The 24,206-nt window shown below is 61.4% G+C and carries 23 protein-coding genes, 1 other RNA gene and 1 riboswitch; of the genes, 12 read left to right on the top strand and 12 right to left on the bottom strand.

Annotation, left to right across the window (positions count from 1 at the left end; genetic code table 11):
- The first annotated feature begins 85 nt into the window (after window positions 1-85).
- The 9 genes from G4G71_RS07215 (at window position 86) to G4G71_RS07175 (ending at window position 12,104) form a co-directional block, all read left to right on the top strand.
- Window positions 86-2,893: an FAD-binding and (Fe-S)-binding domain-containing protein gene (locus tag G4G71_RS07215; RefSeq protein ID WP_169936491.1), complete on the top strand. Its 2,808-nt coding sequence runs from the start codon at window positions 86-88 to the stop codon at window positions 2,891-2,893.
- A gap of 223 nt (window positions 2,894-3,116) precedes the next feature.
- The gene (locus tag G4G71_RS07210; protein ID WP_169936489.1) at window positions 3,117-3,794 is read left to right on the top strand and encodes a response regulator; all 678 of its coding nucleotides are present in this window, start codon (window positions 3,117-3,119) and stop codon (window positions 3,792-3,794) included.
- A gap of 47 nt (window positions 3,795-3,841) precedes the next feature.
- Entirely contained in the window at window positions 3,842-5,188 is a 1,347-nt protein-coding gene (locus tag G4G71_RS07205; RefSeq protein WP_169942540.1) for a sensor histidine kinase, read from the top strand.
- A 91-nt stretch (window positions 5,189-5,279) separates the two neighbouring features.
- A complete protein-coding gene (locus G4G71_RS07200) occupies window positions 5,280-5,546 on the top strand; it encodes a hypothetical protein (RefSeq protein WP_054911204.1) in 267 nt (88 codons plus the stop codon).
- A gap of 151 nt (window positions 5,547-5,697) precedes the next feature.
- A complete protein-coding gene (locus G4G71_RS07195; protein ID WP_169936487.1) occupies window positions 5,698-8,982 on the top strand; it encodes a carboxyl transferase domain-containing protein in 3,285 nt (1,094 codons plus the stop codon).
- Window positions 8,983-9,019: 37 nt separating this feature from the next.
- A riboswitch (yybP-ykoY riboswitch) is annotated at window positions 9,020-9,192 on the top strand.
- Window positions 9,193-9,243: 51 nt separating this feature from the next.
- On the top strand, window positions 9,244-10,257 hold the full coding sequence (locus G4G71_RS07190) for a sodium:calcium antiporter (protein ID WP_054911202.1): 1,014 nt from the start codon (window positions 9,244-9,246) through the stop codon (window positions 10,255-10,257).
- Window positions 10,258-10,343: 86 nt separating this feature from the next.
- Window positions 10,344-11,021 carry a type 1 glutamine amidotransferase domain-containing protein gene (locus G4G71_RS07185; protein ID WP_169936485.1) on the top strand — a complete coding sequence of 226 codons (678 nt, stop codon included), beginning with the start codon at window positions 10,344-10,346 and terminating at the stop codon, window positions 11,019-11,021.
- 73 nt (window positions 11,022-11,094) lie between these two features.
- Window positions 11,095-11,452, top strand: a transfer-messenger RNA (tmRNA) gene (gene ssrA, locus G4G71_RS07180).
- A gap of 127 nt (window positions 11,453-11,579) precedes the next feature.
- A complete protein-coding gene (locus G4G71_RS07175; RefSeq protein ID WP_169936483.1) occupies window positions 11,580-12,104 on the top strand; it encodes a hypothetical protein in 525 nt (174 codons plus the stop codon).
- Here G4G71_RS07175 and G4G71_RS07170 read toward each other — a convergent pair.
- The 6 genes from G4G71_RS07170 to G4G71_RS07145 all read right to left on the bottom strand — a co-directional run bounded on the left by G4G71_RS07170 (window position 12,061) and on the right by G4G71_RS07145 (window position 15,832).
- Window positions 12,061-13,086, bottom strand: a complete 1,026-nt coding sequence (locus G4G71_RS07170; RefSeq protein ID WP_169936481.1) for a phage integrase — start codon at window positions 13,084-13,086, stop codon at window positions 12,061-12,063. The genes G4G71_RS07175 and G4G71_RS07170 overlap by 44 nt on opposite strands.
- On the bottom strand, window positions 13,086-14,378 hold the full coding sequence (locus G4G71_RS07165) for a hypothetical protein (protein WP_023087751.1): 1,293 nt from the start codon (window positions 14,376-14,378) through the stop codon (window positions 13,086-13,088). Before G4G71_RS07165 ends, G4G71_RS07170 begins: the two co-directional genes overlap by 1 nt.
- A gap of 85 nt (window positions 14,379-14,463) precedes the next feature.
- A complete protein-coding gene (locus G4G71_RS07160) occupies window positions 14,464-14,637 on the bottom strand; it encodes a hypothetical protein (protein ID WP_169936479.1) in 174 nt (57 codons plus the stop codon).
- A 376-nt stretch (window positions 14,638-15,013) separates the two neighbouring features.
- Complete coding sequence (locus tag G4G71_RS07155) at window positions 15,014-15,403, bottom strand: hypothetical protein (protein WP_169936477.1); 390 nt, start codon at window positions 15,401-15,403, stop codon at window positions 15,014-15,016.
- On the bottom strand, window positions 15,396-15,611 hold the full coding sequence (locus tag G4G71_RS07150) for a hypothetical protein (protein ID WP_169936475.1): 216 nt from the start codon (window positions 15,609-15,611) through the stop codon (window positions 15,396-15,398). The genes G4G71_RS07155 and G4G71_RS07150 overlap by 8 nt, the downstream gene beginning before the upstream one ends.
- The gene (locus tag G4G71_RS07145) at window positions 15,608-15,832 is read right to left on the bottom strand and encodes a hypothetical protein (protein WP_081520179.1); all 225 of its coding nucleotides are present in this window, start codon (window positions 15,830-15,832) and stop codon (window positions 15,608-15,610) included. Before G4G71_RS07145 ends, G4G71_RS07150 begins: the two co-directional genes overlap by 4 nt.
- A gap of 120 nt (window positions 15,833-15,952) precedes the next feature.
- Between G4G71_RS07145 and G4G71_RS07140 the strand changes: the two genes are divergently transcribed.
- Entirely contained in the window at window positions 15,953-16,228 is a 276-nt protein-coding gene (locus G4G71_RS07140; protein ID WP_033998342.1) for a hypothetical protein, read from the top strand.
- Window positions 16,229-16,360: 132 nt separating this feature from the next.
- On the top strand, window positions 16,361-16,867 hold the full coding sequence (locus tag G4G71_RS07135) for a hypothetical protein (RefSeq protein WP_169936473.1): 507 nt from the start codon (window positions 16,361-16,363) through the stop codon (window positions 16,865-16,867).
- A gap of 133 nt (window positions 16,868-17,000) precedes the next feature.
- On the opposite strand, the gene G4G71_RS07130 is transcribed toward G4G71_RS07135, so the two are convergent.
- The 6 genes from G4G71_RS07130 to G4G71_RS07105 form a co-directional block, all read right to left on the bottom strand.
- Complete coding sequence (locus tag G4G71_RS07130) at window positions 17,001-17,882, bottom strand: hypothetical protein (protein ID WP_169936471.1); 882 nt, start codon at window positions 17,880-17,882, stop codon at window positions 17,001-17,003.
- Between the two features lie 47 nt (window positions 17,883-17,929).
- Window positions 17,930-19,138: a hypothetical protein gene (locus G4G71_RS07125; protein ID WP_169936469.1), complete on the bottom strand. Its 1,209-nt coding sequence runs from the start codon at window positions 19,136-19,138 to the stop codon at window positions 17,930-17,932.
- A 477-nt stretch (window positions 19,139-19,615) separates the two neighbouring features.
- On the bottom strand, window positions 19,616-19,918 hold the full coding sequence (locus G4G71_RS07120) for a hypothetical protein (protein ID WP_169936467.1): 303 nt from the start codon (window positions 19,916-19,918) through the stop codon (window positions 19,616-19,618).
- A 109-nt stretch (window positions 19,919-20,027) separates the two neighbouring features.
- Window positions 20,028-20,699: a YceH family protein gene (locus G4G71_RS07115; protein WP_169936465.1), complete on the bottom strand. Its 672-nt coding sequence runs from the start codon at window positions 20,697-20,699 to the stop codon at window positions 20,028-20,030.
- Window positions 20,700-20,760: 61 nt separating this feature from the next.
- On the bottom strand, window positions 20,761-21,516 hold the full coding sequence (locus G4G71_RS07110; protein WP_169936463.1) for a cache domain-containing protein: 756 nt from the start codon (window positions 21,514-21,516) through the stop codon (window positions 20,761-20,763).
- 119 nt (window positions 21,517-21,635) lie between these two features.
- Window positions 21,636-22,382 carry a FadR/GntR family transcriptional regulator gene (locus G4G71_RS07105; RefSeq protein ID WP_240964886.1) on the bottom strand — a complete coding sequence of 249 codons (747 nt, stop codon included), beginning with the start codon at window positions 22,380-22,382 and terminating at the stop codon, window positions 21,636-21,638.
- 304 nt (window positions 22,383-22,686) lie between these two features.
- Between G4G71_RS07105 and G4G71_RS07100 the strand changes: the two genes are divergently transcribed.
- Window positions 22,687-24,180, top strand: a complete 1,494-nt coding sequence (locus tag G4G71_RS07100; protein WP_169936461.1) for an aldehyde dehydrogenase — start codon at window positions 22,687-22,689, stop codon at window positions 24,178-24,180.
- The last annotated feature ends 26 nt before the right edge of the window (window positions 24,181-24,206 follow it).

Raw genomic sequence — 24,206 nt, 5'->3', positions numbered from 1 at the left:
ACGCACACCTTGGTGCGTTCGAATCCAAAAGAACACCGATGGGCCGTCCAGCGGCCCACGCTCACCGATGATGAATGGAGCCGCCATGAGCCTCCCCGCCGCCTTCCTCGACACGGTAGAACACCTGATCCCCCGCGAACGCCGCTTCGACGACCCGCTCTCGACCCTGGCCTTCGGTACCGATGCCAGCTTCTATCGGCTGATCCCCAAGCTGGTGATCCGCGTCGAGAGCGAGGATGAAGTCGCCACGCTGCTCAAATCCGCCCACGCCCATCAGGTCGCAGTGACCTTCCGCGCCGCTGGCACCAGCCTCTCCGGCCAGGCCGTGAGCGACTCGGTGCTGCTGGTGCTGGGCGACAACTGGAACGGCCGCGACATTCGCGAAGGCGGTACGCAGATACGCCTGCAGCCTGGCGTCATCGGCGCCCAGGCCAACGCCTGGCTGGCACCTTTCGGCCGCAAGATCGGCCCGGACCCAGCTTCGATCAACGCCTGCAAGATCGGCGGCATCGTCGCCAACAATGCCAGCGGCATGTGCTGCGGCACCGCGCAGAACAGCTATCACACGCTTGCCGGCATGCGCCTGCTGCTGGCCGATGGCACCCTGCTGGACAGCGAGTTGCCCGGAAGCATCGCCGCCTTCCGCGAAAGCCACGGCGCGCTGCTCGAGCAACTCGCCGAACTGGGCCGGCAGACCCGCGCCAACACCGAGCTGGCCGCGAAGATCCGCCACAAGTACCGGCTGAAGAACACCACCGGGCTGTCCCTGAATGCGCTGGTGGATTACGACGAGCCGCTGGATATCCTCACCCACCTGATGGTCGGCTCCGAAGGCACACTGGGCTTCATCAGTGCGGTGACCTACGACACCGTGCCGGACCACCCACACAAGGCCAGCGCGCTGATCGTCTTCCCCGACGTGGAGGCCTGCTGCAAGGCCGTGACCGTGCTCAAGCAGCAGCCGGTCTCCGCCGTGGAACTGCTAGACCGCCGCAGCCTGCGCTCGGTGGAGAACATGCTGGGCATGCCGGCGTGGGTGAAGAGCTTGTCTGAAGGCGCCTGCGCACTGCTCATCGAATCCCGCGCGGCGACCCAATCGCTGCTGCACGAACAACTCACGCAGATCAGCGCCTCCCTCACCGATTACCCGGTAGAAAAACAGGTCGATTTCAGCGAAGACCCGGTGGTCTACAACCAGCTCTGGCGCATTCGCAAGGACACCTTCCCGGCCGTCGGCGCAGTACGTGAGACTGGCACCACGGTGATCATCGAGGACGTCACCTTCCCCGTCGAACAGCTCGCCGAGGGCGTGAACCGCCTGATCGCGCTGTTCGACAAGCACGGCTACGACGAAGCCATCCTGTTCGGCCACGCGCTGGAAGGGAACCTGCACTTCGTCTTCACCCAGGGTTTCGAATCGCCGGAACAGATCGCGCGCTACTCGGCCTTCATGGACGACGTCGCGCACCTGGTCGCCGTGGAGTACGGCGGCTCGCTCAAGGCCGAACACGGCACCGGGCGCAACATGGCGCCCTTCGTCGAGTTGGAATGGGGCCACGACGCCTACCAGCTGATGTGGCAGTTGAAGCGCCTGCTCGACCCGACCGGCATCCTCAACCCCGGCGTGGTGCTGACCGACGACCCGCAGCTGCACCTGAAGAACCTCAAGCCCCTGCCCGCCGCCGACGAGATCGTCGACAAGTGCATCGAATGCGGCTTCTGCGAGCCGGTCTGCCCGTCCAAGGGGCTGACCCTGAGCCCGCGCCAGCGCATTGTCATGTGGCGCGACATCCAGGCCAAGCGCCGCGCCGGCATCGACACCACCGAACTGGAGCGCGACTACCAGTACCAGGGCATCGACACCTGCGCCGCCACCGGCCTGTGCGCCCAGCGCTGCCCGGTGAACATCAACACCGGCGAGCTGATCAAGAAGTTGCGTGGCGAAGAAGCGCATCACGCCGGCACCGCCACCTGGCTGGCGCGCAACTTCTCAACCGCCATGAAGGGCGCGAAGTTCATGCTGCATGCGACCAACGGTGCGCGCATGCTGCTCGGTGCGCCTCGCCTGGCCCGCCTCAGTGCCTCCATCAGCCACGCCAGCAAGGGCCGTGTACCGCAGTGGACGCCAGCAATGCCGCAGCCGGTGCGCCTCGCACCGTCGCCGCGCACAGTCGATGACAGCCGCCCACGCGTGGTCTACCTGACCGCCTGCGTGTCCCGTGCCATGGGTCCGGCGGCGGCGGACGAGGAGCAGATGCCGCTGATCGACAAGACCCGTCAGTTGCTGGAGAAAGCCGGCTATCAGGTGGTCTTCCCGGACAACGCCGACAACCTCTGCTGCGGCCAGCCTTTCGCCTCCAAGGGCTACAAGAGCCAAGCCGACGCCAAGCGCGACGAACTGCTCGCCGAACTGCTGCGCGCCAGCCGTGGCGGCCTCGACCCGATCTACTGCGACACCAGCCCCTGCACCCTGCGCCTGGTGCAGGAGCTGGCCGATGACCGACTGAAGATCTACGACCCGGTGAAGTTCATCCGCACCCACCTGGTCGGGCGCCTGGACTTCCAGCCGCAGGACAAGCCGGTGGCCGTGCATGTCACCTGCAGCACCCAGCACCTGGGCGAAAGCCAGGCGCTGATCGATCTGGTGAAACGCTGCACCCGCGAAGTGGTGATTCCCGAGGGCATCCACTGCTGTGGCTTCGCCGGTGACAAGGGCTTCACTACGCCCGAGCTCAACGCCCACTCGCTGCGCACGCTCAAGGACGCGGTGCAGTACTGCGAGGAAGGCGTCTCCACCAGCCGCACCTGCGAGATCGGCCTGTCCGCCCATGGCGGCATCGACTATCGCGGCGTGGTTTACCTGGTCGACCGCGTGACCCGCGCAAGAACGTAGGTTCTATCCACATCAGGAGCCACATGCTTTTCGTAGGAGCGAGCTTGCTCGCGAACCGCCTGACGCCGACACGGCCGACGGATTTTCGCGTGCAAGCACGCTCCTGCTGGTTCGCCCCTTAACTTCACGTTAAGCGAGCGCTGCCACCCTCTGCCGCAAACCCGCCGCGGCGGCTATCCTGCTCGGGATGGCCGCCGCGGCGCTGCGCGATAAGGGAGCGAAGATGAGAATCCTGTTAGCGGAAGACGACCAGTTGCTGGGCGATGGCATTCGCGCGGGGCTGGGGCTGGAAGGCGACACTGTGGACTGGGTGAACGACGGTGTCGCCGCCGAACAGGCCCTGGAAACCGACGAGTTCGACCTGCTGGTGCTCGACCTCGGCCTGCCGCGCAAGGACGGCCTGGAGGTGCTGCGCAGCCTGCGCCGGCGCGGCGATCTGACGCCGGTCCTGATCCTCACCGCCCGCGACAAGGTGGCCGATCGCGTCGCAGGCCTGGACGCCGGCGCCGACGACTATCTGACCAAACCCTTCGACCTCGACGAGCTGCTCGCCCGCGTCCGCGCCCTCACCCGCCGCCATACCGGGCGCGCCGCGCCGCTGCTGAAACATGGTGAGCTCTCACTGGACCCGGCCACCCACCAGGTCAGCCTGGCGGGTGCACCGGTGGACCTGGCTCCGCGCGAATATGCACTGCTACGCCTCCTGTTGGAGCAACGCGGCAAGGTGCTGTCCCGTGCGCGACTGGTGGAAGCGCTCTACGGCTGGGACGGCGATCTGGAAAGCAACGCCATCGAAGTCCACATCCATCACCTGCGGCGCAAGCTGGGCAACAGCCTGATCCGCACCGTGCGCGGTATCGGCTACGGCATCGACCGCCCCGACAGCGCGACGCAATCTTGAGCGGCACCGTGCGCCGCGCCGGCTCCATCAGCCGCCGCCTGCTACTGATGCTGATCGGTGGCGTCTCGCTGCTCTGGCTGGTGGCCGGCCTGTTCACCTACCACCTGACGCGCGAGCAGGTGAACCGTCTCTACGACCAGGACATGATCGACTTCGGCCAGGCCGCCCTGAGCCTGGTAGACATCGCCGACGCCATCGACCCGCAATCCAGCGACGCCATGGAAATCCTCGCGCGCAGCCGCAAAGCCATCGAAGGGCTGCCGCTGATACGCCGCGAAGCCACGCTCGGTTATGCCATCTGGTACCGCGGCCAACCGCTGCTGGCCATCCACAAACCGCCCAAGGGCATCGAGGCCCAGCCTCCGGGGTTCTCTGACCTGCTCAGCGGCGGGGTTAACTGGCGCGTGCTGCAGATGGCCACCTCAGGTACCGATGAAGTTCGCATCTGGGTCTTCGAAGACCTGCATTACCGCCACAAGACCCTGCACCTGCTGCTCTTCAGTGCCCTCTTCCCGCTGCTGCTGGCTCTGCCGCTGTTTGCTGTCCTGGTGTGGTTCGGCGTGCGCCAGGGCCTTGCGCCACTGCGCAGCCTGATCGAGCAGGTGCACCAACGCAGCGCCCACAGCCTGCACCCGCTGGCGCTGAGCCGGGCGCCGGTGGAAGTGCACAGCCTGGTCAACGAACTGAACCTGCTGCTGGAGCGCCTGAACTCGGCGATGGAGGCCGAACGCCGGCTGACCAGCGATGCCGCCCACGAAATCCGCACGCCATTGGCCAGCTTGCGAACCCACGCCCAGGTGGCGCTGCGCTCCTCCGACCCGGCCGCCCACGCCCATGGTCTCCAGCAGGTCAGCCGCAGTGTCGAGCGGATCAGTGCGCTGATGGAACAGATACTCCTGCTGGCAAGGCTCGACGCCGAAGAGCTCCACGAGATATTCGCCCCGGTTGACCTGCGCCTGCTGGCCGAAGACACCATCGCTGATCTCGCGCCGCAGGCTATCGACAAGCAGATCGAACTGACCCTCGATAGCCAGAGTGCGACCCTGAAAGGCGTCGCCGCATGGCTGGGGCTGATGCTCACCAACCTCGTCGGCAACGCCCTGCGCTACACCCCTGAAGGCGGCCGCGTTGCCGTCACTCTGGAGACCGACGATCGCCAGGTGACATTGTGGGTGCGCGACAACGGCCCCGGCGTGGCACCCGCCGAACAGGCGGCGATCTTCACCCGCTTCTACCGCAGCCCGAACGTTGCCAGCAGCCACGGCAGCGGGCTGGGGCTGCCCATCGTCAAGCGCATCGTGGAAATCCACCACGGGCGTATTTCCCTGCACGAAGGCCTGGAAGGTGCGGGCTTGGGCGTCTGCGTCGAACTCCCGACCAACGTCGGCCAATAAACCTGAACGCAGCGAAAAAAACCGCAGTCCACCCTGTACGGTCCGCTCGGACGGTCCGCTACCACCGGTCACATTTGACAGGAGTACTGCCATGAAACGTGCCGCCCTGCTCATTACCGCCGCCCTGCTGGCATCGCCGGCCTTTGCCGCCGATCTGTGCAGCGACAATATCCAGAAGCTCGATGACGCGGTGAAAACCACCACCAACAACACCCAGGCCCAGGAACAGGCCATGCGCCTGCAGGAACAGGCTGCCAAGGCGCAAGCCGCCGGCAACACCAAGGAGTGCATCGCGCACACCGAAAAAGCGCTGCAGCTGCTGAAGAAAAACAGCGGCGATGGGGGAGCCAACGGGTGATGCCCGGCGCGGCGGCCGGCTATCCAGTCGGTCGCCGCTCATAAGGCCCGCGAAGCCTCTGGCATTCGCAGCCCCGCAGTTGATTCCGCGGCCCCCTCACACGCCTAAGATGTAGCGATTCCCGATCACAAGAATCACAACCGGAATCGCCATGCCTGTGTCCCGCCTGCTCATCGCCAACCGTGGCGAGATCGCCATCCGTATCGCCCGCGCCGCTGCAGAACTGGGCATCCACAGCCTGGCGATCTACGCCGAAGACGACGTCGCCTCACTGCACACGCGCCAGGCCGATGAGGCTGTGGCCTTGAAAGGGCGCGGCGCCAGTGCCTACCTCGACCAGCAGCAGGTCGTTGATATCGCCCTGGCGCACGGCTGCGACGCCGTGCACCCGGGCTACGGCTTCCTTTCCGAGAACGCCGAATTCGCCCGCCGCTGCGAAGCCGCCGGCCTGACCTTCGTCGGCCCCGCCGCCGAAGTACTGGATGTGTTCGGTGACAAGGCCCGCGCCCGCGATCTGGCTCGTGACCATGGTGTTGCGCTGGCCGCCGGCAGCAATCGCGCCACCTCGCAGGAGGACGCCGAGCGCTTCTTCCGCGAGCTGCCCGCAGGCGCCGGAATGATGATCAAGGCACTGGCCGGCGGCGGTGGACGCGGCATGCGCGCCGTGAGCCGCGCCGAGGACATCGCCGAAGCCTACGCCCGCTGCCAGGCCGAGGCCCGCGCGGCGTTCGGCGATGATCGCCTCTACGTCGAGCGGCTGATCCAGCGCGCCCGGCATATCGAGGTGCAAGTCATCGGCGACGGCCGCTCCGTCAGCCATCTCGGGGAACGCGACTGCACCCTGCAACGGCGCCACCAGAAGCTGCTGGAAATCGCCCCCAGCCCCAACCTCCACCCACGCCTGCGCGGCGCCATCCTCGCCGCCGCCGTGCGCCTGGCCGAGGCGGTGAACTACCGAGGCCTGGGCACCTTCGAGTTCCTGCTGGACGAAGACAGCGGTGACTTCGTCTTCATGGAAGCCAACCCGCGCCTTCAGGTGGAGCACACCGTCACCGAGGCGGTGACCGGCATCGACCTGGTGCAGGTGCAACTGCGCATCGCCGCCGGCGCCAGCCTGGCTGACCTGAACCTGACCCAGACCGAAATACCCGCGCCACGCGGCCACGCCCTGCAACTGCGGATCAACCTGGAAAGCCTCGCCAGCGATGGCACGCCGCATCTGGCCTGCGGCACCCTCAGCGCTTACGAGCCGCCTAGCGGCCCCGGCCTGCGCGTGGACGGCTACGGTTATGCCGGCTACCGCAACAGCGCCGGCTACGACTCGCTGCTGGCCAAGCTGATCGTCCACGGCAACAGCGGTTATCCACAGCTGGTGCAGCGCGCCTACCGTGCGCTCTGCGAATTCCGCCTGGAGGGCGTGGCGAGCAATATCCCGCTGCTGCTCAATCTGCTGCGCCAGCCGGCGGTGGCAGACAATCAGGTCACCACGCGCTACATCGAAGAACACCTGCCGGCGCTGCTCGGTGCGCAGGACCACGCCCACCCGCACCGCTTCTTCAGCCACGCCAGCGCTGCGCCGCAAGCCCAGCGCGCCAGCGAAGCCCCCACCGGCTGCGTTCCGCTGGCGACGCCCAGTGCAGGTGTTCTCGTCAGCCTGAACGTGGCGCCTGGCGACGCCGTCGCCCAGGGCCAGACCATCGCAGTGGTCGAAGCGATGAAGATGGAGTTCGAGGTGAAGGCCAGCGCCAGCGGCATCGTCCACAGCCTGGCCACTACGCCCGGCGACAGCCTCGGCGAAGGCGACGCGCTGCTGTTTGTCGAGCCGGCCGACATCCAGGCGCAGGACAACCAGAGCGAGGCCGCCATTGACCTGGACGCCATCCGCGCCGACCTCGCCGAAGTCATCGAGCGCCACGCCATCGGCCTCGACGAGCGCCGCCCGGACGCCGTCGCCAAGCGCCACCGGATCGGCAAGCGCACGACCCGCGAGAACCTCGCCGACCTGCTGGATGACGGCAGCTTCATCGAGTACGGCGCACTGGCCATCGCGGCACAGCGGCGGCGTCGCAGCGTCGAGGAACTGATCACCAGCAGCCCGGCCGACGGCCTGGTCAGCGGCCTGGGCAGCATCAACGCCGCGCAGTTCGGCGACGAGAAAGCCCGCTGCCTGGTCCTGGCCTACGACTACACCGTGTTCGCCGGCACCCAGGGCGTGATGAACCACAAGAAGACCGACCGCATGCTGCACCTTGCCGAGCAATGGCGCATCCCCCTGGTGCTCTACGCCGAAGGCGGCGGCGGGCGCCCGGGCGACACCGATTTCGTCGGCGTGGCCGGGCTGGACAACATGAGCTTCGTCGGCCTCGCCCGGCTCTCCGGGCTGGTGCCGCTGGTGGGCGTGGTCTCCGGTCGCTGCTTCGCCGGCAACGCCGCGCTGCTCGGTTGCTGCGACGTGATCATCGCCACCCGCGATACCAGCCTGGGCATGGCCGGCCCGGCCATGATCGAAGGCGGCGGCCTGGGCAGATTCGCCCCCGAGGAAGTCGGCCCCAGCGACGTACAGAGCGCCAACGGCGTGATCGACGTGCTGGTGGAAGACGAAGCCGAAGCCACCCGCATCGCCCGCCAGTATCTTGCCTACTTCCAGGGCGACACCGCCGATTGGCAGTGCGCCGACCAGCGTTTGCTGCGCCATGCGGTGCCGGAAAATCGTCTGCGCGCCTACGACATCCGCCAGGTCATCGAACAACTGGCGGACAGCGGCTCGGTGCTGGAGCTGCGCCGTGGCTTCGCCGCCGGCATGATCACCGCACTGGTGCGCGTCGAAGGCAAGCCCTTCGGCCTGATCGCCAACAACCCCATGCACCTGGGTGGCGCCATCGATGCCGAAGCCGGCGACAAGGCCGCACGCTTCATGCAGCTGTGCGACGCCTTCGACCTGCCGATCATTTCCCTATGCGATACCCCCGGCTTCATGGTCGGCCCGGAAGCGGAGAAGACCGGCACCGTGCGCCATGTTTCGCGCATGTTCGTTACCGCCGCCAGCCTTACGGTGCCCTTCTTCACCGTCGTGCTGCGCAAGGGCTACGGCCTCGGCGCGCAAGCCATGGCCGCCGGCAGCTTCCACGCGGCGCTGTTCACCGTGGCCTGGCCCAGCGGCGAATTCGGTGCCATGGGCCTGGAAGGCGCGATCCGCCTCGGCTACGCCAAGGAGCTGGCCGCCGTGGAAGATGCACAGCAGCGCCAGGCGCTGTTCGACAAACTGGTCGCCGCGGCCTACCGCAACGGCAAGGGGCTGAACATGGCGAGCTACCTGGAGATCGACGACGTCATCGACCCGGCCGACACCCGCCGCTGGCTGCTGCGCGGGCTGGCTTCTACGCCACGTCCGGCGCAACGCCAGGGGAAAAAACGCCCACTGATCGATACCTGGTAAGCCATGGGTTGAGCTGCGCGGCCGATCCGCTAAAATGCGCGGCGTCATTGGGGAGTAGCCGACCGTTCCGCGAACGGGGGCGACGTCAACACACTTGGCCCGCAGGCCATGGCGTCGTCAGCAGCTTTGCCTGGCAAGACCTTTGACCACGTGATCTCCGCAACGGCCGGGGAGATGCGTGGTCATGGGTACTACACCGGCCGGGAGCTTCACCGTGATGCACCACCCCATTCTTCGCTCCACCTGTCTGGAGCTGCGCACATGCTGACCTTCATCCTCGAACTACTCGGCATGCTGCTGGTGATCCTGGTCGCCGCCGAACTCTTCACCAATGCGCTGGAACACTTCGGCGAACGCTTAGGGATTTCCGAGGGCGTCACCGGCTCGCTGTTCGCCGCCGTCGGCACCGCGCTGCCGGAGACCCTGATCCCGCTGCTGGCCCTGTTCGCCGGCACCAGCAACATCACGCTCAACGAGGAAGTGGGCGTCGGCGCCATCCTCGGCGCACCGCTGATGCTCTCTACCCTCTCCACCTGCCTGATGGCCTGCTTCGCCTGGCGCGCCCGCGGCCTGCTCGGACGCATCCGCCCGGAACGCAGCGGCCTGCAGCGTGACCTGAACTTCTTCCTGGTCGCCTTCAGCTTCGCCACCATCGCCATGTTCGTGCCGGCGGAATTGCGCTCCGTGCGCATCGCCCTCAGCGTGCTGCTGGTACTCACCTACGTCGCCTACATCACCCTGACCCTGCGTGCATCGCGGAGCCTGGTGGACGACGGCCATGGCACCGAAGCCGACCACCACATGTACCTGTCGCGCATCGGCCTGCCGACCAACCTCGCCACCATCCTGCTCCAGCTGTTGCTGGGTCTGGCGCTGCTGGTGCTGGGCGCGAAAGGCTTCATCCATGGAGTGGAAGGCCTGTCGCACCTGCTGGGCCTCTCCGCGCTGCTGCTGTCGCTGCTGATCATCCCCATCGCCACGGAGCTGCCGGAGAAGATCAACAGCATCCTCTGGGTGCGCCGCGGCCGCGACACCCTGGCCTTCGGCAACATCAGCGGTGCCATGGTCTTCCAGGGCACCCTGCTGCCCGCCATCGGCATCCTGCTCACGCCCTGGCAGCCCCGCATCGAGGTCCTCACCGGCGTGCTGATCACGCTGGGCGCCGCGTTCTGGCTGCGGCTCAACGCCCAGCGCAGCAGTGGATTGCCGGTCTGGGTGCTGCTGCTCAACGGCGTGCTGTATGCCGCCTATCTGGGTGTCACCCTGTCGCGCTGACGCGCGCGGCTCATTGCCTACACTGACAGTCCGGGCTGCCGCTTCGGCGGCAGCCGCACGACTAGCGATACGCCGAAGGAGTGAGCATGAAAATCCTGGTAGTCCTGACCTCCCACGACCAGCTCGGCAACACCGGCAAGAAAACCGGGTTCTGGCTCGAGGAGTTCGCCGCGCCCTACTACGTGTTCAAGGATGCCGGCGCCAGCCTGACGCTGGCCTCGCCCAAGGGTGGCCAGCCACCGCTGGATCCCAAGAGCGACGAGGAAGACGCACAGACCCCGGCCACCCTGCGCTTCCGCCAGGACAGCGCAGCCCAGGCCGCGCTGGCCAGCACCGTGAAGCTCAGCGAGGTGAAGGCCGACGACTTCGATGCCGTCTTCTACCCCGGCGGCCACGGTCCCCTCTGGGACCTGGCCGAGGACCGCGCCTCAGTGGCCCTGATCGAAGCCTTCCATTCCAGCGGCAAGACCGTTTCCGCCGTCTGCCACGCACCGGCCGTGTTCCGCCATCCTCGCGGGCTGGACGGCCAACCGCTGGTACAAGGCCGCCACGTTACGGGCTTTTCCAACAGCGAAGAGGAAGCCGTCGGCCTCACCGACGTCGTGCCCTTCCTCGTCCAGGACATGCTCAAGGCCAACGGCGCCCGCTACAGCAAGGGCCCGGACTGGCAGAGCCACGTCGAAGTCGACCGCGGCCTGATCACCGGTCAGAACCCCGCATCCTCCGAGGCCGTGGCCGAAGCCGTCCTGAAATTCCTGGCCTGACAAGCCTTTACACCGCCCCGGTGGCTATCGGGGCGGCTTTCCCGTAGAATCAGTCCCGACCTTGAAAGGTTTTGGGGCCGATTAGGATTCGACGCCGGTAACAAAACTCTAGGGGCATGCCGAGTAGGTGACAGTTCTCGTAAATCAGCTGCCACAACTTTATAGTTGCCAACGACGACAACTACGCCCTAGCAGCCTAAGTGCCGCTAGCAGACCCTAGGGGATGCCTGTAAACCCGAAGATTAGGTCTGTCATATAGAACAGGATCGCCGCCAAGTTCGCTGTAGACGTAACGGCTAAAACTCATACAGCTCGCTCCAAGCGCCCTGCCACTCGGGCCGCGAGGAGTTAACCTAGTAGAGATGGCTAAGCATGTAGAACCGACAGCGGAGAACTGGCGGACGGGGGTTCAAATCCCCCCGGCTCCACCAAACGCAAACGATAAGCCCCTGATTTTCCTAGTGAATCTCAGGGGCTTTTTCGTTTTCCAGCCAGACTGTCGAAAAAGCGTCGAAAGTAGCGCTAGGCTACGATCAAAAGCCCCAGAAGACCTGCGCTATGAATTTCTTGGACACCGCGTTTAGACAGCTCGCCTTCGCATGGAAGCTCCACAACTATGCCTGTGAAGGAAACCTTGACCTTGATGTTCTAGATCGCCCGATCACGTACACGGATGGCGGAAGCTCAATTTTTGTCTTGCCAGACAAAGTGCTGAACAGTCACAACGATTTGATCCTAGCCCTAGAGAACAATTTGGTTATCGCATTTGGCGCGGCCGCTATCACTCTCAACAGATGCCGTGAAGAGGCAGGCATAGCCTTAGGACAAGATTTCCAGAGCGAGACCAACAACTTTTCCGCCGTCGTATATCAAATCCGAAACGCCTTTGCTCACGACATCGCCGAGCCTAAATGGAACATTACTGACCCACGCTATGCGCGAGTTTATGAATTCGGTGACATGCGGTTTGACCTAACGGCAGTCGGAAGAAAGCCGTTCGAGTACCAGGACATCGGAGGCCCGGATGCGATCTTTCGAATCAAGGAGTATGCGCAACGAATGGTCTGGCCTGACTTTCGCTGACAGCAAATAGCGGCCCAAATCGAATAGCGTCCTGCAGATGATCAGGCGAAAGATGTGCGTATCGCATGGTCATCGTCAGGGTCGAATGCCCCAGGATCTTCTGGAGCGTGAGGATGTTTCCACCATTCATCATGAAGTGACTCGCAAAGGTGTGCCGGAGAGCGTGGCTGGCTTGGCCTTGAGGCAATTGAATCGTGGTGCGCTCCAGGGCGCGGCGGAAGGACGTGATGCAGGACGTGAACGGGCCATGCATCCGCCAGTGCGCCCTTACCCGGTCAGCCAGCTCTGGTGGAATCGGTACGTGGCGAACCTTCCCTGACTTGGTTCCGGCATAAGTCACGATGTTGTCCTGGAGCCGTTGCGCGGGGAGCTTTTCAGCCTCTGACCATCGAGCACCGGTAGCCAGGCAGAGCAGCGTCACCAGCTCGGTATGCGGGTTGTCGCAACGGCTGCGAATGGATTCGAGAAGCTCGCCGATCTGCTCAGTCGTCAGCCACGACAGTTCTCGCTCTTGCAGCTTGAGCAGCTTCACCCCGGCCAGCGGGTTGTCGTAGTCGATCTGCTTCAAGTCTTTCAGCTCGTTGAACACCGCACGGACGTAGCCCAGCTCGTTGTTCAAGGTCTTCCCTGATATCCCCTCTTCCAGCCGCTTCCGCCGCAAGCTCGCATACAAAGACGCATCCAGGGCCGTCGCTACTGGGTCGCCTAATCGAACAGCCAATTGCAGCATCTTTGATAGCCGCCGAGGCGCATCACGCAGTGAATGGCCGTGCAGGTCGTACCAGAGCTGCACCAGCTCCGTGAGTCTGCGGCGATCCTTGGGCTTGATGCTCCAAGCAGGGTTCTCGATGCACTTCTGCCTAACCGTGGCTTCGAAGCGTTGAGCCTCTCCCTTTGTCTTGAATCGCCTGCGGAAGCGCTTCCCCTTGATCGGTTCGACGTCGACGAACCACCGGCCATCATCGAGCTTGGTGATGCTCATCAGACGGCATATCCCCTTCGCAAATAGCGGTCTGAGATCAGGTTCTTGATGTGCTTTTCGAGGTCCCGCCGAGTCCAGCCCTTCGCTAAGTAGTGGTCTTCAATCACGTGCCAGAATTCGAGGCTGTAGGCGGACTCAATCGCCTTTTTTGCGGGGATACGCTCGCGTGCAATGAGGCTGATGAACTGGCCCAGGAACATCTCGCAGTTCTTGCCGGAGAAGCCCATGGCCGTCTTGCGATAGCGCCGATACTCGACACGTTCAATGAGCGGATCGGCCTCTACCTGGACCTTCACGTCTTGCATGATCAGTGTCCAGAACGGGTCATGCTGAGTACGCAGACCAAGCAGCCTGTAAGCCTCGCAGCCGTACACCCAGAGGTGATCGAGGTGCTGGGAGATACCTTCGTAGGTCCGGGTACCAATCACGCCGCCAGAGGCCTTCACGGAGCCCTGAGCGAACTGATTGATGATGGTGTGGTGATAACGAAACTCGATGCGCCAAACAGGCTGCTTGGGGTTGTAGGCTGCGTCGCTGTCACCAAACGGATTGCCGTTGTGGGTGGACCAGACGGCGTTCCAGTAGTCGAGCTTGTCGGTAGCGCGGGCCTGTAGCGACTTGTTGTAAACCGCCAGTTGGATGCCTGTCGGCGAGCCGAACATGTAGGTTTCACCGCGTCCGTAAACCGAGGCGTTACCGTTGAATTCGATGCGGTCGATGCCGCTGATCTGGCGTACCCGATTGGATCGGCAGTACATGCGATCCACGATGTTCTCTTTCGGAGTCCAGCCCTGCACATCCAGGGCGATGTGGACGGCGCACTGGTTAGGTTCGCAGTGAGTCATCACAGCCGCGGCGAGGGAGTCCATGAGTCCCTGGAGCGCCTTCGGAGCCACGCCATCAATCGCATGCGGCGAAACCTCAATCTTGAGGTGAGAACCGATGCTCTCCAGCTTCATGTTGTGATTCTTGATCAGCAGGATCAGGCCGAGGTCTGCGTTCTGCAGGCGGAACTGATACCCGGAGTCGCGCCCAATACGCCCCTTGGACCATTCGTAACCAGCGAACTCAACGATAGGTTCCTGGGAGTCGAATAGCGCGATGACTTCGGGGCGAATCAGTCCGTTGTACAACTGGCGGACGGTATCCACGCCGCAGCGCAAAACGCGCACGCCGGAGAGGTCGGTCATTTTCGCCGTGTAGGCGTCGATGAAAAGGCGGCCACGCGGTGACTCGATGATTTGACCGTCAGGCTGGACTAGCAGTCGACGCTGATCACTGAACTTTGCCATCTGAATTCTCCAACGTTATCCATTAATGTCCATTTCGGAATGTGTTTTGTTAGACGTGTTACAGGGACGTCGCCGCGCCTTCGGCCTACCGCTCGTGCCTGGCGCTCCCGGCCGGCGTCGCGGCGAACGTCCAGCACTCCAGCTGAGCCGGACTGAACCAGCAGGCAGGGATTTCGGGTTGAATGAGCTGGGCGCCGCCGTCGAGGAGGTAAGTCATCAGCACGAGAGCAACGACGTTGATCAGTTCCTCTAGGCTCATCGCGTTTTCCTCATTTGCATTTCCTGGGCATGAGCGTGCCCGTCGCTGGAATGCAGGCGCTCGCGCCGGTGATTCAGCGTTCGGAAATGGTGAAATTGAGAGACTTTGGAACGGGGCTCTGGGGCGCGCCGCTGTGGTCATCACAACACAGAAAGCGGGGAAGAAACCGGACCTGAGAAAATGTCGTGCCGGATAAAGCACAATCCAACACTATCCAATAACCGCACTTTGCAGCGCGCTATGCATGAGTTCCGCTCACGTTAAGAACACCAAGGGCTCTGCCCTTGTCATCCCGCTCTTGCCGCCGAGGGCTCGGGAGCGCGGGGCGGAGAAGCTGCCCCACGCTCACCGGCCGAGGCTGGTGGCGGGCTTGCGTTCAAGGGTTCGCTGCGCCCGTGCTTCCGTTCGCCGGAACGGTAGGGCTGTTCCGACGAGCCGGGAGCGCGGCCCTTGAGCGCGGATCGTTAGGGTGGGCGATGCGGTCCAGTACGTTGCCGGAACCATGCCGGTCGCGGTGTCGCATCACCCGGATCGTGCGAATGTCTGACCAGAACAACTCGTTCGGGTAGTGCCCCTCGCCGTTTGCCGCGACGACGAGGAAGTAGGGATCGCTGTGTACGCCTTCGAGTGCCAGGACGACGCCGACAACATGAAGCAGACACCAGAGCGGCTCGGGGTCTTGTTCCCATACCAATTCGAAGAGGACGGTTTGCCCCAGATAGGTCAGGGCGCTTTCGGTAGCGAAGGAGACACGGGTGCTAGTCATTGCTGTAGTCCCCCGCTTCGAAATTCTCTTTGCCACTGAGCAGTTCAGCGCGGAAACGGACCATGTTCACCACCTGAATTTCCCCCATGGTGGTGCTGGGGATGGTGCCGTTACGCACCCACTCCTCAGCCTCTTCATCATTCACGCCGCACATTTCGGCGAAGGCGGGGATGGTGCAAATGTCGGGGCTCGATTGGTGTTCGCTCATAGGGGCATCTCCTTTTCCATAAGCTGGCTGGTGAACAACGCGACGTTGACCAACACGTGCTTGCCGACCTTCTCGTGAGGGATATAGCCGTTGCGAATCCAACCCCAGACAACGTCATGACGGTCGCCCATGCGAATCCAGTCGGCGAACTCCCTCCAGGGCATCACCGGAGGCGGGCTAGAAAGGTCTTTTTGAGACGGGTTGAGTCCTTCTACATTCATGGCCTTTGCTGCACTATGCTGGTCAATACTGGCAACAGCTAAAGTCAGATTGACTCTAGCTGAAATGAAGCATATTCAGCTCAAGTCAATTTGACTAGAGTCTATTTAGATGAATAAGTAATGATCAAACAGCGCGTCATAACCATTTTGTCGTGGTCCGATATCCGGCTGCCTAAGCTGGAGGAACTGACCGGCATTAGCCGCTACACCTGGAGCAATCTGAAGAACCCGTCCAAGAACAGGGAAATCAAGGAGGAGGAAATTCTCGCGATTGCAAAGGTTTTCCCGCAGTTCCGTTGGTGGTTGCTGACAGGCGAAGTGATGCCAGAGGTGGGGCAGACCAGTCCCGACTACGAAGACGCGAATCAAAATTTGGCCAATCAAGGCGCGGGATGACGCTCACCACTGAAGTGAGCAAACGCTGGTACGCATGGCGCTCCAGCGGACGAAAGATAGTGGAAAAAGAAGAGGCCAGGTCTGACGCTCTCGTGATCAGACAGCCTTTCAGGAAGCAGGGACGAGACGTGCATGGAAAAGCGCGAGACTGACGAACAACTCAAAAGCCTGAGTTTCGACATGGATGAGGAAATCGACGATCGCAATGAGCGTCGAGGCCGGAGAGCCGCGCCACCTCGCCACGCCCACACTCCCATGGATCCCAGCCACGCCATCATTCTGGCCGCCACCATCATCGTCGGCGGTCTGTGGGGTGGGAAACTTCTCTACGACTACATCCAGGAACAGCGCATTAAGGCCGCCTTCAGCGAGGCAGCCGCCTATATGCAGCAGGCCATGGACCACGCCGAGCAGGACACTAGGCGTGCACAGGCAGAGATGCAGCAGCGTATTGCAGCGGAGGAGGAAGTAAGAGAACTACGCCACGCTGAACAGCTTGCTCAATTGCAGGCTAAGCAAGCCCGAGCGGAACAGGAAAGACGCTTCAAATCATCCCAATGCCAGTTCTGGTGGCAGCAGTACAAGAACAATCCTACAGAGCGTAACACTCAAAAAAGGTTCGAAGCGTGCGAGATCTGATTACTTCGGAACTATATAATCACGGAAAGACAGAGTATATTAATCACCGAAAGCTCCTTAGAACCACAAAGAGAACAGGCTTCATTCTCGACTCAACGGATGCACACAGAGCTGACATTCCACCTTCACACCCTCAGACACCCCTATAGTATTTAATCATCTCCTCATAGTAATCAATTGAACGATTACTTCCAATATCCTGAGTTATTCGAGTTTTAAACTTTTTCGCAAATGGACGACCACCTAAGCCACTAACACTCTCAGTCAACAGGTAGTTATGAAGATAGAGCAAAGATTCGAAGTCACCTATATGATTGGCTACGAGATGTTTATCAAAGGTTCTCGTTATCCCAGAGAGTTTTCCGAGCCATTTTTTAAACCTCTCCTCCGAAAGCCCATTAATCTCCTCAATATTGCGCGACAATAGATCTGGCTCGTCGTCCAAGTCACGACCGAACGCATGCCCAACTCCATTCCTAAAAATCCTCACCTTATCCAACTCGGCAATATTATCTCTAATATCCGGTATCTCACCAAACAATCCTTTTATCTTGGAATAGCGCGACTCCCAAGCACCCTTAGTTATAGACACCAGAATTTCGGAGTAATCAACATCTATCCCGACCTTAAGCCATTCAACTCCATCAATCGCTTTAGTTCTCCCATAAAGCAAGGCTGGATCGGACTTGAGAGCTGTCAACACAACGCGCTGAAAGTGACTTTCCATTGCACCCGTAGCAGCCATAATAAAGCTAGCTCGTTTCCAGTTCCCCATATCTCGAGTATGTTTTAGAAAAGATTCCTTCTCAGAGTCAAAGCGATTGGCGTCTGGGCCTGTCGCCTTCAAAGTAGGCCGGACATCTCCCGACGCTTGTCTCCTAACATGGTATAAGGCGAAGCTCTCAAGCGCGACAGACGACCAGTACATATTATTTAATTGTGACTCGTAGTCATTGAACTGCCATAGAGCCCAGCTGGTCTGCTCGGGCTTTATCCATCGATCAAACTTGCTCACCATAGGAACCTTAATCTAGATAGCCTAAAAACTACTAAAAATCACAATCAAGCACTAACATCAACAACCTTTATAGACTCGCCATCCAATGTAAGACCTTGGTTATGCAGGACATTACTTGCATTAGAATGCTGGATCCCGTAAGCCTTTATTAATTGAAGCTGAACAAATGAAGGAGGCAGCTGCCTAACCGCTATAATGTCCGTTTTCTTAACTATATCCTCAAGCTGCTCAACAACCTTTAGCTCCAGACCTAAATTCTCCATCTTTTGCGCTTGAAGCTTAGCTTCCGCCAACTCTAATTCAGTATGTTTTAGCTTCATTTCGACTTCATGAATCTCTTTTGCTCGCCGCTCCTGCTGAATTGCCTGATATATCGCCACGCCACCTTCAAAGAAGGCTGCTAGAGGACTATTTCTTTTTATTTCTTTTAATTCAAGACCTGTCTGCTCTAACTTATTAATTAGAGATCTACCCAAGACCCTGAATTTATTATCACCCACCCTAGCGCAAACGAGAGGGCGGGTTGTCTTCTCAAAGTGCTCAAAGAAAGATAAAGTAACTTTGGTTAGGCGCCTGCTTTCTCTTCCGCCCGTTGTAATCAAATCGACAAGCTGCTCACCACTCAGCTTTTCTATTGCCTCAACATCGGAGAATATTTGACCCTTATATTTCCAATAACGACCGAGCGCCTTATCAATATCTTCCTGAGATATCTTTTCTTTCTTTTCATTTCTCTTAAGAGCAGCTTCATGGCTCTTTTCCGCCTGCCCGAGGACCCGAGATATTAGTTGCTGCTCGGCAACATTTAAACCAAAGCTTTGAAGCTCTTCATACAGGAAGCTTAAAGTAGAAAGCCTTAAAGGCTGAACATGCTTCCTTTTTAATAATGAGTTTAAATCCTTGAAGATACGATAAAGGCAATTGAACTCATATACCTTGACACTAGGTACAAGAGGGGTCGGAAGGCCAATCGGATAGAAAAGCTTTGCTGCTTGAGGCTCACTAATTAGATCCATCTCGGAATACCTCTGATACAAAGGCAGCGAGTGATCAAAGATAAAAATATCCTCAGGCTTTATTCCATGAATCAGTGCCGAGCAAATCGAATTTAAAAGCTCAAATTTATAATATACCGTATTGAACTTATTAAGAAATGATGCAATTTCCCAGGGGTACATTGGCTCGTCTCGCTTTTGCGAGAACTTTACTTTAATTCGAGAATCGGTATCCTTAAATTCGTAGTCATCAAACATATGAAATCCGTTTGCAATTAAGTTCAATAAACTGATGGTTGCAAGAAGGTACCGCAACAGGTCACCCTAGGCAATGGCACTTAGCCACTCACCGCTAAAGACGATTGAGCTCAAATGCAATTGACCGTCATTCGCACATGCTGGAGTGCTAAGATGGCCCTGATCGATCCCTCTATGTACGGTGCGAGGACGCCTACAATTGCGAAGGAGGCACCTGATGCGATCAAGACGCCCGTGCACTCAGCCCCGCAAGATTGTCCTGCTCTGGGAGTCGAAAAAATGTCGAAATCACTTGCCACTAATAGCTGCTAATGGCCGGAACACCTTTCTATACTTGCTGGATTCCTTAGCACAGGCCAAGGAACACCATTAAAGACCAGGGTAAAAAACGGGTTCAAATCCCCCCGGCTCCACCAAGTCCAAAGAAAAAGGCGCTGAGCCTCGAGCCCAGCGCCTTTTTTCTTGCCCCCGATTTGCCTAGAGCGTGAGGAGCCCCAGCCGCGGCATCAGCAACTCGGCATGCTCTTCCCCTACCGTTTGGGCACAAGGCTTCCGCAGACGCAACCGTTCGGCATTGCACAGCAATGGGCCATCATTGTCTTCGGCACCGAACGGGTCGTCAATCAGCACACCCTTGATCAGCCCCTGGCGAAACAGTTCACGTATGGCGAAGAGATTGGCTTCGCGCGGCCCGCTCAGATCGCTGATGGATTTGAAGTCGCTTTCCGTGAGCTGGCTAAGCACTGCATTCAGCTGGGCCTGGGAAGGTTTATGACTCATGAGAAAGCTCCGGGTGCAGCAAGGGTCAAGCCTAACTATCGGCGGCAAATCTTAACGCTGGATTAGCGTCGCGCAGATTGACCTGGGTCCACCTGCGCGGTGCATCGCATCAGTCGCGCGAGACGCCCAGCTCCAGCAGGGCGAGACGCTCTTCGAGAGCCGCAATACGGCCTTCCAGCTCGACCAGTCGCCCTTCGTCATGACCACCGCCGTCGCTGCGCTCTCCAGAGGCACGGCTGCCGGTGGCGGCGATGGCGGCCTCGCGGTCTTCCTCGGTGCCCAGCAAATGCATATAACGGTCTTCGCGCTGACCACCCAGGCGTTCCAGCTGCATGGCCATGCCGCGGCCGGCGAGCCGTTCGAGCTGGTGGCGGACTTCCTCGGTGTCGTCGAAGTCATGCATGCGCTGGCTGCGAGTGAGCAGTTCGTTGAGCGTCTGCGGACCGCGCAGGAACAGCAGGCCGAGCAGGATAACCTGCGGCTTGACCAGTTCCAGCGCCTTGTCCAGCCGCTGCTCCCAGCGGTCCGCACGACTGCCCATCACCAGGCGGGTCATCTCGCGGCCTTCGAGGTGGCGCAGGGATTGGCCGACCTGGCCGGGAGTCAGGTTCATCACCGGGTCGCGGCTGGTCTTCTGGTTGCAGGCAGTGACCAGGGCATTGAGGGTGAGCGGGTAGGCTTCGGGAGTGGTGAGCTGCTTTTCGATCAGGCATCCGAGTACGCGAGCATCCACGGCACTCAGCGGTTCGAAGTCGGGCAGTGTGTCGAGCGACTGGCTCATGGCGGTTTCCGTCAGGTTGGGAACCGCCCTAGCCTAGCCAATTGCGCGGCGTTTGGCAGCCTCAGGCCGCACCAGCCAGGCGACGGTTCAGCGGTCGTTCAATGACCGCCCAGTGCGAGAAGGACGCTGCCAGCTCCTGTTCGCGCCCCTGCGCATCGCGCCCCAGCGTGCGCCGAGCGAGGTCGCCGGTGAACCAGTTGGCGGTGTTGGCGGCGACCACGCGCCCCTCGCCGTTGACCACCAGGGCCTCGTGCCCCATCTGCATCAGGCTGCCCAGCAGTACGCCTTCGAACTCATGCAGGGCAATATCCGCGGCGGCGACGCCGATGAAGCGGCCATCCACCTGGATCGGTACGGAGAAGGCGAGGATGTAGAGGTCGGTGCCGTAGAGGTCGACGAAGGGCCCGACCACCGAGGGCTGGCCGCTGGCGCGCGGCCGGGAGAACCACGGCATGTTGAGGTAGTTGTAGAAGCTTTCGCTGCGCCGGTTGAAGTTCAGGCTCATGGGAACAACCTTGTCGCCACGGCCGTGGTACCACCATTCCAGGTACATATCCTGGTCGGCCAGCTCGCCCGGCTCGATGACCACGCCAGTGCCGTGCAGGCGCGTACCGTCATCGGTGAGGTCATGCTGGATGCGCGGACGCAGTGCGCCGAGATCCTTCGACGACGGCCGCCTGCCCTCCTCGGCCAGCTCGCGCCAGATCGCCACGACCTCGCCGGCCAGCTCGTCGAGACGCTGGAAAACGTTACGGATGGAAGCGTCGATACGCTGGGCGCAGCACTGGAGTTCATCCGTGGGTTGTTCGCTGGACATGACCGGTGGCCTCACTGTTCTTGTTATCGCTCGGGCCAGAGCGGCCCTTTGTATCTGCTCGGTGAATCACTGCACACGCTCGAATGCACCCGCCGGGAAGACAGCAAGCGCTGTGCCACTCAGCCGTCGTCTGCCAACAGGCTAAGCCGCAGGTAGATCAGGCGCTTGATGCCACGGGTGACATGGGCCTCCGCCAAAGCACCGGCGAGATTCGAATCGCCAGCGCTGATGGCTTCGAGAATGGCGCGGTGTTCCTGCTCGATGGTCGCGGCTCCCGGAAAGCCTTCCACCGCCAACCACAGCCATTCGCCAATTTCTGCCTGCAGGCGCGTCTCCGCGTGGGTGAGCCGCACAGACTGGGCGGCGACAGCAATCTCGATGTGGAAGCGCGCATCGGCGCGGCGCTGTTCCTGACGCGTGGTGGCGCTGGCCAGCGCATCGAGGTACTGGGCGATGCGCGCCTGCTCGTCCGACGTGGAGCGCTGGGCAGCCAAGCGCGCAGCGGCGCCGGCGATCGCGACGTGTTCGTCACCCAGGTCGCGCAGCTCCAGTGCACTCATCTGGCGCAGTTGACCGAGCAGCGCCTCTTCCGAAGTGTGCTGCGGTGAGCAGACGAAGCTGCCGCCGTTGCGCCCGCGGCGGGTCTCGATCACGCCGCGCTCGCGCAGCTCCGCCAGTGCATCGCGCAGGGTCACGGTGGCGACGCCGAACTGCATGGCCAACTCGCTTTCGCTGGGGAGTTGCTCGCCCTCGGCGTAGAGGCCGAGATCGACCATCTCCACCAGACGGCGCGCGACTTCCTCGGTGCGCCCTTCCTGGCGCAGGCGCATGAAGCTGGCGGGGCGGACTTTCCTGAATTCGTTCATAGGCGGCAGTGCGAGGGGGCGCTCGTGGCGGACGCTTCCTGCGCGAAAAGTTCCTGTTCTGGCGGTGATGACGAAGTCTATCTGCAGGCTGACAGCAGCTTCGCTCAAAACTATGTCTCCATATTTTTAAATCGCTTTCCGCACTTTCAGCAAGGTATTTCGCTACGAAAAGCGCTCTGAAACGCTCGTTTTTCGACCCGTATTGGCAACCGCAAAATCTTAAGATATGGTTTCAAATGTATTTGCCAGAGACGGCCCACCAGCCGTCCCCCGCCAACAACAGCAAGAACGAGGAGCGATACGCATGAGCCAGCCAACCCGCGCCGAATGGGAAGCCCGCGCCAAGACCCTGAAGATCGAGGGCCGCGCCTTCATCCAGGGCGAGTACCTCGCCGCCGTCTCCGGCGACACTTTCGATTGCATCAGCCCGGTGGACGGCCGTCTGCTGGCCAAGGTTGCCAGCTGCGATGAAGCCGATGCCGAGCGTGCCGTGCAGAGCGCCCGCGCCACCTTTGACTCCGGCGTCTGGTCGCGTGAAGCGCCGGCTACCCGCAAGGCCGTGATGATCCGCTTCGCCGCCCTGCTTGAAGAGCACGCCGAGGAGCTGGCGCTGCTGGAAACCCTGGACATGGGCAAGCCGATCGGCGACTCGCTGAACGTCGACCTGCCAGGCGCCGCCGACTCCCTGCGCTGGAGCGGCGAGGCCATCGACAAGGTCTACGACGAAGTGGCCGCCACCTCCCACGACCAACTCGGCCTGGTCACCCGCGAGCCGGTGGGTGTGGTCGCCGCCATCGTGCCGTGGAATTTCCCGCTGATGATGGCCGCCTGGAAACTTGGCCCGGCCCTGGCCACCGGCAACTCGGTGATCCTCAAGCCGTCGGAGCGCTCGCCGCTCACCGCCATCCGCATCGCCCAGCTGGCCATTGACGCGGGCCTGCCGGCCGGCGTGCTGAACGTGCTGCCCGGTTACGGCCACACCGTCGGCAAAGCCCTGGCTCTGCACATGGACGTCGATACCGCGGTGTTCACCGGTTCCACCAAGATCGCCAAGCAGCTGATGGTCTATGCCGGCGAATCGAACATGAAGCGCGTCTGGCTGGAAGCCGGCGGCAAGAGCCCGAACATCGTCTTCGAGGACGCTTCGGACCTGCAGGCCGCCGCCGAAGCTGCTGCCGCCGCCATCGCCTTCAACCAGGGCGAAGTGTGCACCGCCGGCTCACGCCTGCTGGTGCAGAAGTCGATCAAGGCGAAATTCCTGCCGCTGGTGGTCGAGGCGCTCAAAGGCTGGAAAGCCGGCCACCCGCTGGACCCGGAAACCAACGTCGGCGCCCTGGTCGATAGTCGCCAACTGGAGCAGGTGCTGGGCTACATCCAGGCCGGCCAGGACGAAGGCGCGAAGATTCTCACCGGCGGCAAACGCGTGCTGGAGGAAACCGGTGGCACCTACGTCGAGCCGACTCTGTTCGACGGCGTGAGCAACGCGATGAAGATCGCCCGCGAGGAAATCTTCGGCCCGGTACTCTCGGTCATCGAGTTCGAGGACACCGAGGAAGCCATCCGCATCGCCAACGACACCCCGTACGGGCTGGCAGCGGCAGTGTGGACCCGCGACATCTCCAAGGCCCACCTCACCGCCCGTGCCCTGCGCGCCGGCAGCGTGTGGGTGAACATGTACGACGGCGGTGACATGACCGCGCCTTTCGGCGGCTTCAAGCAGTCGGGCAACGGGCGTGACAAGTCGCTGCACGCCTTCGACAAGTACACCGAGCTGAAGGCGACCTGGATCAAGCTGTAACGCGATCCGCAGCACGAGAGGTTTGG

The organism is Pseudomonas multiresinivorans (genome assembly GCF_012971725.1).
Lineage (GTDB): Bacteria > Pseudomonadota > Gammaproteobacteria > Pseudomonadales > Pseudomonadaceae > Pseudomonas > Pseudomonas multiresinivorans.
Note: the sequence above shows the minus strand (reverse complement) of the source record. Positions and strands in the feature narration are given on the sequence as shown.

Coding starts and splice junctions, on each gene's coding strand:
- G4G71_RS07215 (WP_169936491.1), top strand. CDS start 86: ATGAGCCTCCCCGCCGCCTTCCTCGACACGGTAGAACACCTGATCCCC.
- G4G71_RS07210 (WP_169936489.1), top strand. CDS start 3,117: ATGAGAATCCTGTTAGCGGAAGACGACCAGTTGCTGGGCGATGGCATT.
- G4G71_RS07205 (WP_169942540.1), top strand. CDS start 3,842: ATGCTGATCGGTGGCGTCTCGCTGCTCTGGCTGGTGGCCGGCCTGTTC.
- G4G71_RS07200 (WP_054911204.1), top strand. CDS start 5,280: ATGAAACGTGCCGCCCTGCTCATTACCGCCGCCCTGCTGGCATCGCCG.
- G4G71_RS07195 (WP_169936487.1), top strand. CDS start 5,698: ATGCCTGTGTCCCGCCTGCTCATCGCCAACCGTGGCGAGATCGCCATC.
- G4G71_RS07190 (WP_054911202.1), top strand. CDS start 9,244: ATGCTGACCTTCATCCTCGAACTACTCGGCATGCTGCTGGTGATCCTG.
- G4G71_RS07185 (WP_169936485.1), top strand. CDS start 10,344: ATGAAAATCCTGGTAGTCCTGACCTCCCACGACCAGCTCGGCAACACC.
- G4G71_RS07175 (WP_169936483.1), top strand. CDS start 11,580: ATGAATTTCTTGGACACCGCGTTTAGACAGCTCGCCTTCGCATGGAAG.
- G4G71_RS07170 (WP_169936481.1), bottom strand. CDS start 13,086: ATGAGCATCACCAAGCTCGATGATGGCCGGTGGTTCGTCGACGTCGAA.
- G4G71_RS07165 (WP_023087751.1), bottom strand. CDS start 14,378: ATGGCAAAGTTCAGTGATCAGCGTCGACTGCTAGTCCAGCCTGACGGT.
- G4G71_RS07160 (WP_169936479.1), bottom strand. CDS start 14,637: ATGAGCCTAGAGGAACTGATCAACGTCGTTGCTCTCGTGCTGATGACT.
- G4G71_RS07155 (WP_169936477.1), bottom strand. CDS start 15,403: ATGACTAGCACCCGTGTCTCCTTCGCTACCGAAAGCGCCCTGACCTAT.
- G4G71_RS07150 (WP_169936475.1), bottom strand. CDS start 15,611: ATGAGCGAACACCAATCGAGCCCCGACATTTGCACCATCCCCGCCTTC.
- G4G71_RS07145 (WP_081520179.1), bottom strand. CDS start 15,832: ATGAATGTAGAAGGACTCAACCCGTCTCAAAAAGACCTTTCTAGCCCG.
- G4G71_RS07140 (WP_033998342.1), top strand. CDS start 15,953: ATGATCAAACAGCGCGTCATAACCATTTTGTCGTGGTCCGATATCCGG.
- G4G71_RS07135 (WP_169936473.1), top strand. CDS start 16,361: ATGGAAAAGCGCGAGACTGACGAACAACTCAAAAGCCTGAGTTTCGAC.
- G4G71_RS07125 (WP_169936469.1), bottom strand. CDS start 19,138: ATGTTTGATGACTACGAATTTAAGGATACCGATTCTCGAATTAAAGTA.
- G4G71_RS07120 (WP_169936467.1), bottom strand. CDS start 19,918: ATGAGTCATAAACCTTCCCAGGCCCAGCTGAATGCAGTGCTTAGCCAG.
- G4G71_RS07115 (WP_169936465.1), bottom strand. CDS start 20,699: ATGAGCCAGTCGCTCGACACACTGCCCGACTTCGAACCGCTGAGTGCC.
- G4G71_RS07110 (WP_169936463.1), bottom strand. CDS start 21,516: ATGTCCAGCGAACAACCCACGGATGAACTCCAGTGCTGCGCCCAGCGT.
- G4G71_RS07105 (WP_240964886.1), bottom strand. CDS start 22,382: ATGAACGAATTCAGGAAAGTCCGCCCCGCCAGCTTCATGCGCCTGCGC.
- G4G71_RS07100 (WP_169936461.1), top strand. CDS start 22,687: ATGAGCCAGCCAACCCGCGCCGAATGGGAAGCCCGCGCCAAGACCCTG.